Below are 8,339 nucleotides of genomic sequence, written 5' to 3'. Positions count from 1 at the left end.
AATGGCTGCTTTTTTAAAGACTATATAAGTGAATCAATTTCATAATTACATACGATATCAATGAAAAAAGAGAACTCTCTATACCTGTACCAGTGGCAAATTCGAAAGATATTAAAAAAATAGTGTATGGAAGAGAAAAGCATGAAATCGATTTATTTCTCTAGCTGAATTACTTATAATAAAATTAAATAGTATTGATGGTTATTTGCAGTAGATCTATTTTTGGCAAAAATGCTTCAATGCCTTGATAATAAAGGGGTAACAGAGGTTTTTCGAAAGTTCTAAAAAACACGACTGCCGATGTACTGCAAAACACAAAAGATTGGCATATTACAAACCTTGTTAAATCAAGGTTTTGACAGCGTTAAAATAAGGGTTTTATCTGAACGTAGTGGGATATAAAGTCGGCAATGTCAGCCCAAAGTCTCATACCCGTTTTCGTTTTATCTGAACGTAGTGGGATATAAAGACAATTAAATCATGTGCCGGGACAGTGCCGGGTGCCGTTTTATCTGAACGTAGTGGGATATAAAGTCCACTTATTAAACTCTGTTGAATCGCATAAATGACGTTTTATCTGAACGTAGTGGGATATAAAGACAGTAGACGGAGACATTATCGAGTGGTACAGGAGTCTTTAATCTGAACGTAGTGGGATATAAAGGGCTTTGCCTTATCAATCGTTGCTTCTTTTACAGCATCGTTTTATCTGAACGTAGTGGGATATAAAGTCAATCAGGATTGCCCTTCCTTTGACTCCGCCTAAAGTTTTATCTGAACGTAGTGGGATATAAAGATGGGGAAAGTTCATCCTCAATTGGACAATAGGTTGGGTTTTATCTGAACGTAGTGGGATATAAAGGAAGCTTCTGGTCAATCATTCGAAAACCTTCTTGATTTGTTTTATCTGAACGTAGTGGGATATAAAGCCGCAAAAAAGAACTGGAACAATGCCACAAAGAGCATCGTTTTATCTGAACGCAGTGGGATATAAAGTCAATATCCCTCATGTATGCTACTTTATACTCTAGTGTTTTATCTGAACGTAGTGGGATATAAAGAGAGGTAAATTGTCCTTTGAATCCGTATGAATACTAGTTTTATCTGAACATAGTGGGATATAAAGGTCAATGTCTCAGGAGTGCGGGAAAACATTGTGAATTAGTTTTATCTGAACGTAGTGGGATATAAAGTATTTCCCGATAGAAAGAAAGTCATCGACGTTCTGCGTTTTATCTGAACGTAGTGGGATATAAAGGTTATGCCATGTTGAATTGTTGTAATGGTAATTATGTTTTATCTGAACGTAGTGGGATATAAAGGTTGAATTGATGGGCATGAAAGGGAAAGAAGTTAAGTTTTATCTGAACGTAGTGGGATATAAAGTGAACCAAGATAAATCCCTCCCCTGCATCTATTGTAGTTTTATCTGAACGTAGTGGGATATAAAGCTGAATCAAAAAAACCAATAACGGGATTATTTGCGGTAGTTTTATCTGAACATAAAGGGATATAAATATGAATTAGTCTCGGAAGAATTAATTCATACATTTTACATCAACGTAGCGGAAAAAGGTGCTCTATATTTATGGAGTGCCTCTTTTTGTTTATTTAAAAACATTTCCAACCAGCCATTTTTGTTGGTATTATTTTCTAGGTAAGCTGCATTATAAAAATAAACTAAAAGGAGGTGAGAACATGAAATTACGTTTAACCTTTAAAATCGACAAACTTCCTGTTTCTTATCGCCTTGGAATTCTATCCATTATTAAGGAGTGTATCCGGCGTTCTTCGGAAGATTTTTATACGAATTTCTTCGAGGTCAATAAAGCACAAATCAAGCCCTTTACTTTTTCAACATACTTTAAAAAAATGAGGATGGACGATGAATACATATATGCTGAACAGCTGGATGTAACTATCAGCAGCTCATCTTACGAGTTCATCATGCATCTATTCAACGGAAGTCAGGATGAAAAGACTTTTACCTATAGAGACTTCCAACTTAGATTAATCGGGATTCGTATGCTACAGGACAAGAAGCTCACTCCGCGTACATCGGCAGTTGTTTTCCGCCTTCTATCCCCGCTGCTACTCGAAAATAAGCAGAACAAACCTGTGCTTATCTCATCACCGGACTTTGAGAATGAATTGAATTACATTTGTGAGCTTACTATTAAGCGGATTCAAGGTCGTTCTTTACGAAAGCCCATCCGTATTCAATCATCGAGACTGACAAAACAAGTGGTCAAAGAAGCCTTTCATTTAGAAGATTCCCCTATAAAAACCCTGTACTTTACGGCACAAAAGGGGTGGATTCAACTTGAAGGGCATTACGAAGATTTGCAATGTTTGTATGATTGCGGTATTGGACACCGAACACAATTAGGATTTGGACTAGTTGAAGTAGAGGAGGTGATTACAGGATGATTTCATTACAAATGGGGGAGTGGCATATCTCTCAGGGTCTGGTTGGTTTTTATCGTATTATGAAACAAGCCAATCACAAAGTTCAAGTAAAAGACGATGGGTTACAACTCTCCATTATGGACCTAGAAATGCTTCCAGAATCCTATTTCCACTTCTTTTTAGATAAATATAGCGTTTTGAAGCGTGATGTTTACCGTTTAGAGCAAGCATTATGGCGTTTTCGTTCAGGAAAAAAAGAAGCAAAGAAAGTCATGGACGATATTATAAAATCGTTGAATGACAAAATCGGCAAGTATTTTTCTGACCTAGCAGCAGCGCAGGAGGCTCTTTCTTTAGGTGAACAGATACGCAAGAGTAAAGAATATACCCTAAATTTAGAAGAAGAAGTTTCGCTGTATTGCCAACGGATCGGAACCAAAGTCATCCATGATAAATTAACCTCAAACTATTTTAAAGCGGTCGTACTCGGTCCGTATTTTGGACAGGTTAGTTTCTTAAATGTTGTAAAGAATGATTTGAACATTCCAGAGCAAGTAGAATTATTTCGAAAAGATTATATCGTTCCGGCTATAGAAGAATATCAGTTCACCCAGCTATTGAAGACAGCAGAAACCGAACAGGAAATCACACAATGGTTGGAAGAATGCAATCACACTCATCTGACAAAGTTAAAGCGCCCGTTCAAAAAATTAAACCTTGAACAAATGAGGGAATACATAACCAATCATATTAACCGTTGTAGCTTCTTTGACGGTTTTTATGCGTTTGAAGAATACAATGAGGGCAATTTTTCACCTTTAGCATTAAGCGCAAAAAATGCGATTAATTTCACCTGGGAGGGAAGAGGCAACCTAACCATCCCTATGTCAGCAATAGCAAAACTTATTTTGTTTTGTGCACCCGCTGGAGCGGTGATTTCAGGAAAAAAATCATTATTTGTTCAGCTCGAAGGCACGTTTCATGAGCTTCTTCATGTGAACGAAAGTTACGCCCTTTCAAAAGAGAAAAACAAAGTTTTTGACGAAATTGTCTTTGATATCGTCCGAGAAACACAGCAGAAATCTCATGACACTCTCATTAAGCACTATTTATTTTTAGAATACGAGTCAGACTATTCCTCCAAGAAGACACTTCTAGACTACTTAATACTTACACCCGCTATATGCAAGCTTTTCATGGAACATCACGTTTTATTTACGAAGCTGTCCTATTCGTTACGTGATTCGCTTGTACATGAAATCCTTCGGCATCGAGATCCGAAGCCTCTCTTGATTACATATTTCCGTGAAAACATAGATTCTAATTTTATTTCTTCTGAAGTTTTACACGCTGTTTTGATTCGACATTTCTATCAACGGTATCAAAAAGGAGGGATAAACGTGGCTTTCGATGCGAGAAAAGAAAGTGACAAAGTAAAATCGCTCTACCGAAGCGGGTTTTACGTTCAACAGGAAATCGGAGAAAGAAAGGCAGAGCAAGTTGCTTATCGTCTGCTTAACGCAACACGGGCAGGGGATAAACAAATGTTTATGGATACGGTAATGCGTTTATATATTTCGGCGGAAAAGCGAATGCCGCAACTGTTATTAAATGCGCTGCATGAAGATGAATTAGATTTCCCTACTGTTGCAAACGCCTGGATTGCAGGACTTATCTCAAAAAAGGAGGAAAAGAAAGATGAACAAAAATAAGGCCCTTACCATGACGGTTGTGTTTCAGGCCAGTTCCTTAAATTACGGCGAGGGAACGGGAAACATATCCGAGTTGAAGAAATTTCACCGGGGAAACGGCAATGTTCACTCCTTTGCTTCCCGTCAGAGTATTCGCTACGATATAGTGCGGCTTGGCAACCAGTTTTATGATTGGAATTTAAACGTGGTTGATAAATCACAAGGGGTTGTTCAATTTAAGGCAGACTGTACCATTCAGGATTCCGTGGAAATGGACCTATTCGGTTATATGAAAACAAAATCGAAAGAAGGAGCGGAGAAGCGTTCTGCTGTTTGCCGCCTGAGTCACGCGGTATCCTTAGAGCCATATAAGAGTGATCTTGAGTTTTTAAACAATATGGGCCTTGCCACGCGAATTAATGAAAATGCGAACCTGGCTACCCTTGAACAGCATACAAGTCTGTATACCTACACCATTACGCTTGATTTAAGCCGGGTTGGAATCGACGGGGACATTGAATTATCTTCGCAGGAAAAGGCGGAGAGGGTCAAGCAACTTCTTGAAGTGACCAAATTCTTAAACCGGGAAATTCGTGGGCGACAAGAAAATCTGGCCCCGCTGTTTGTTATTGGGGGAATTTATCCCATAGCCAATCCTTTCTTCCTCGGTAGGGTTGAGTTACTGAATAATAACTATGAGCTGATGAATACAGAAGCTCTCAACGAAACCATCCAACAGACGGTATTTGGACAATCCATTCGTGAACAAACCTATATTGGCTATGTTAAAGGGATCTTTAAAAATGATGGTGCTTTTGAAGAACTGGCCCAAACCGGCTCGGTGGAGCAATTTTATCGGCACTTAACGGAACAAGTAGATGAATTTTATGGAGTACAGGCATGAACGTATTACGTTTAAAGCTATACCAAGAAACGGTATGTTACACGAAGCCGTTTGCGAACAAGGTGGCTGAAACTTATCCGCTTCCGCCTTATTCTACAGTGAAGGGATTCATTCATGAGGTTTTACAAGCTAAAACATTAGTTCCGTTTTCCCTGAGTATACAGGGTACATATGAATCAAAAATCGTGGATTACCGTAAAACCTATATGGTCAAGAAAAAGGCCGTAGCTATGCCCATTATATTAGACGGCCTGAATACTGCCGTCCCATATGATAATCAAGTGATGACCTCCATGCCGCTATATACGCACATGCTTTATAATGTCCAGCTAGTCGTGCATATCAAAGCGGAGGCTTCCATTCTTCAAGATATTTATGAGGCTTTCCAAACCTATGACCGTTGCCTTTCATTAGGGAGGCATGAGGATTTAGTTCGGGTGGATCATGTGGAATTTGTTACGCTGTCCCAGGAGGAAGAAGTAGATTTGCCTTGCGCTGCCTACATTCCAAAATCCTGTATTGCTGAAGCCGAACACATATCTGGCATCCCTTATCAACTCAATTGGACATATACCATCAAAAATGGCATCAGAGAATGGGAGAAGGTCCCGGTCCTATATGTGACAGAAAATACAGGACTTGATAGTGAACAGTTTAGCGAGCCGATTTATGTTGATAAGACCGACCAAGATAAAAGCGTTCCTGGTAAGATTTATCCGGTTTTTTGGAATACGTAACCTAAAAAGACTACGTTTCTCACAGGGGGGCGTAGTCTTTTAACTAAAGGAAAGGAAGGGGATATCTATGGAGGGAGTAAAGACCGCTTTTATAGCAAAATCAGAGCCGATGGAAACCCTTCGGCAACATACTGATGAGTTACATACCCGCTATCAAGTTTTAGAAAAAGCCTATCGCCACAGGTTGCAGGACGAGCGTATGTGGCATTTGCTCAAGCTGGCAGCTGATTACCATGATACAGGAAAAATTTATAGTAGGTTCCAATTCGATATTAGAAAGGCCTTGCAACTACCTGGTTCTGCAAATGACTTACCTAATATTCCTCACAATTTTTTATCTCCCCTTTTAGTACCATTTAATGAATTAGACTTATCAAAAGAAGAACGGAAAGTTTTAATCCAGGCGATTACCTATCATCATGAACGGAATCATGCGCTAGGGAATGAGGATAAAGAAGTGTTGGCACAGGTATTCCAGAAGGATCTGCTACACCAAGCAGATGAAGCAGCCTCTCATTTAGCCCTTCCAATCAACAAAGAAATCTCTTCCATGAACCGCCTTTTCCGCAACATGAAGGATCGGATTGATTCGAGAAAAGAGAAATCCTTATACAATCAATACGTTCTCGTAAAAGGGCTACTGCATCGACTTGACCACGCGGCTTCGGCCCATGTAGAAATCGAGTGCGATACGGATGAGAATTTAGCGGCTTATGCAGAATCGTTCCTTGAAAAACTAGCGGAAGAAAGAGCAGATAATTCAGCTGTTCTCCGGCCTTTGCAGGAATTCACCAAGAAGCATCACAAGGATAATCTCATTATTGTGGCTCAGACAGGGATGGGAAAAACGGAGGCGGCCTTACTGTGGGCGGAAAAGAAGAAAACCTTTTTTACCCTGCCTCTGCGGGTGAGTATTAATGCTTTATTTTCGCGAATTCAGAATAAGATGGGATTCTCAGGAGCGGGGCTTCTCCATTCTTCCAGTGCAAGTTATTTGGATGAACAGGGAGTGGAGAATTGGGAAATCGTACAGGACCAATCCAAGCACTTATCTTCCAAACTACTATTTACGACCATTGATCAGATTCTTAAATTCCCGTTTAAATACAAAGGGTATGAAAAACATTATGCTACAATGGCTTATTCTGCTGTTGTCATTGATGAAATCCAGGCATATGAGCCAAAGATTGCGGCGGTCCTGCTTAAAGCCCTGGAGATGATTCATGAAATTGGCGGCAGTTTTCTTGTAATGACAGCCACCTTGCCAGAGATTTACTTAGAAACCTTGGATGAACGCGGCATTCTAACCAAAGCTGATTTTGTTCAGAAGGAATTCGTGAATGAATCTAAGCGGCATCGAATTCAGGTTGTGGAGCAAAAAATCGAAGATAATTTGGAACGGATCCATATCTCAGCCACAACAAAAAAGGTCCTTGTCATTGTAAATACCGTGAATAAAGCGATACAGGTGTATGAAAAGTTAGCAGAAAAAACACAGAATATCCATTTGCTTCATTCTCGGTTTATTCAAAAGCACCGAGCCGCACTAGAAAGAGAAATTCTAGCCTTTGATAGTGATAGAGAAGCTACGGGGATTTGGGTTACGACACAGCTTGTAGAAGCCTCCATCGATATTGATTTTGATGAACTGTACACGGAAGCTGCTACATTGGATAGTTTGTGTCAGCGTTTTGGACGCTGTTACCGAAGGAGGGAATTAGACCATTCAAATGTGAATGTCTTTATTTACGCCGCCTCTCCATCAGGAAAAGGGACGGTTTATGATGAAGAAATCGTGGATCGAACGGTAGAAATGCTGTCAGGGTATCAAGGTAAAGTTTTAAGTGAAAAAGAAAAAGTACACTTGGTAAAAGAGTTATACAAACGAGAGAATTTAAAAGGAACTGAATTCCTAACTGAGTTTGATCAGGCCCTGCGTGTTATGGATAATGAGATTCGAGATTATTCTCTTTCCAGTAGTGAAGCGCAACGGATACTTAGGGATATTCAAGCGGAAATGGTGATCCCTAAAGCAATCTATGAGGAACAGCGTGAATTATTCAAACGGTTAGAAGAAGAAACAAACCCACAAGAACGGACCAGAATCAGAAGGACCATTGAAACCTATACGGTTTCTGTTCGTTCAACGGATAAAGTTACAGCTAAATTGGAACCTATTCAATGTTTTGGGAAAAGAAAAAACGGTACAACCTACCCATTATTGCCTTATTTATCTATCATTGATTTAGAATACAGCTTTGATGAGGAACAAAATAGCGGGATCGGTCTTATCCTACAGTAGCTTTTTTTGCAGTAGATCGGATTACATGAAATAAAGAGTGAATGGCTTGATATTACTGGCTGGAAGCCCGATTTTGAAAGCAATGTTGAAACATAACTGACGATTTACTGCAAATATCAGCTATCAATGATAAAATGGATGCAGGCAAATTAAGGGTTTTATTCGTTAAAACATAGGGGTTATATATGAACGTAGCGGGATATAAAGACGATTGCGTCCGGCGTCAATGATTCCCGTTTTAACAGTTATATATGAACGTAGCGGGATATAAAGGGGAATATACAAAAAGGACCCGC

5 protein-coding genes and 1 CRISPR repeat array are annotated in these 8,339 nt (G+C 39.5%); all 5 genes read left to right on the top strand.

From position 1 onward, the window contains the following. Positions 1-375: 375 nt before the first annotated feature. Positions 376-1,518: direct repeats of the CRISPR family, unit length 29 nt; unit sequence GTTTTATCTGAACGTAGTGGGATATAAAG. A gap of 180 nt (positions 1,519-1,698) precedes the next feature. Further along, entirely contained in the window at positions 1,699-2,430 is a 732-nt protein-coding gene (cas6, locus tag MBEAL2_RS16720) for a CRISPR-associated endoribonuclease Cas6 (RefSeq protein WP_047153416.1), read from the top strand. Continuing rightward, a complete protein-coding gene (cas8a1, locus tag MBEAL2_RS16715) occupies positions 2,427-4,121 on the top strand; it encodes a type I-B CRISPR-associated protein Cas8b1/Cst1 (RefSeq protein ID WP_047153415.1) in 1,695 nt (564 codons plus the stop codon). Before cas6 ends, cas8a1 begins: the two co-directional genes overlap by 4 nt. Beyond that, the gene (gene cas7i / locus MBEAL2_RS16710) at positions 4,108-5,004 is read left to right on the top strand and encodes a type I-B CRISPR-associated protein Cas7/Cst2/DevR (protein WP_047153414.1); all 897 of its coding nucleotides are present in this window, start codon (positions 4,108-4,110) and stop codon (positions 5,002-5,004) included. The genes cas8a1 and cas7i overlap by 14 nt, the downstream gene beginning before the upstream one ends. Further along, positions 5,001-5,741: a type I-B CRISPR-associated protein Cas5b gene (gene cas5b / locus MBEAL2_RS16705; RefSeq protein ID WP_047153413.1), complete on the top strand. Its 741-nt coding sequence runs from the start codon at positions 5,001-5,003 to the stop codon at positions 5,739-5,741. Before cas7i ends, cas5b begins: the two co-directional genes overlap by 4 nt. A gap of 67 nt (positions 5,742-5,808) precedes the next feature. Then, the gene (locus MBEAL2_RS16700; protein WP_047153412.1) at positions 5,809-8,043 is read left to right on the top strand and encodes a CRISPR-associated helicase/endonuclease Cas3; all 2,235 of its coding nucleotides are present in this window, start codon (positions 5,809-5,811) and stop codon (positions 8,041-8,043) included. Positions 8,044-8,339 lie beyond the last annotated feature (296 nt).

The sequence above is a fragment of the Aneurinibacillus tyrosinisolvens genome, assembly GCF_001015055.1.
Taxonomy (GTDB): domain Bacteria; phylum Bacillota; class Bacilli; order Aneurinibacillales; family Aneurinibacillaceae; genus Aneurinibacillus_A; species Aneurinibacillus_A tyrosinisolvens.
This window is presented reverse-complemented; position numbering and strand designations above follow the sequence as displayed.

Bases quoted from the DNA above. Each gene is read 5' to 3' on its own strand.
- cas6 (WP_047153416.1), top strand. From the start codon at position 1,699: ATGAAATTACGTTTAACCTTTAAAATCGACAAACTTCCTGTTTCTTAT.
- cas8a1 (WP_047153415.1), top strand. From the start codon at position 2,427: ATGATTTCATTACAAATGGGGGAGTGGCATATCTCTCAGGGTCTGGTT.
- cas7i (WP_047153414.1), top strand. From the start codon at position 4,108: ATGAACAAAAATAAGGCCCTTACCATGACGGTTGTGTTTCAGGCCAGT.
- cas5b (WP_047153413.1), top strand. From the start codon at position 5,001: ATGAACGTATTACGTTTAAAGCTATACCAAGAAACGGTATGTTACACG.
- MBEAL2_RS16700 (WP_047153412.1), top strand. From the start codon at position 5,809: ATGGAGGGAGTAAAGACCGCTTTTATAGCAAAATCAGAGCCGATGGAA.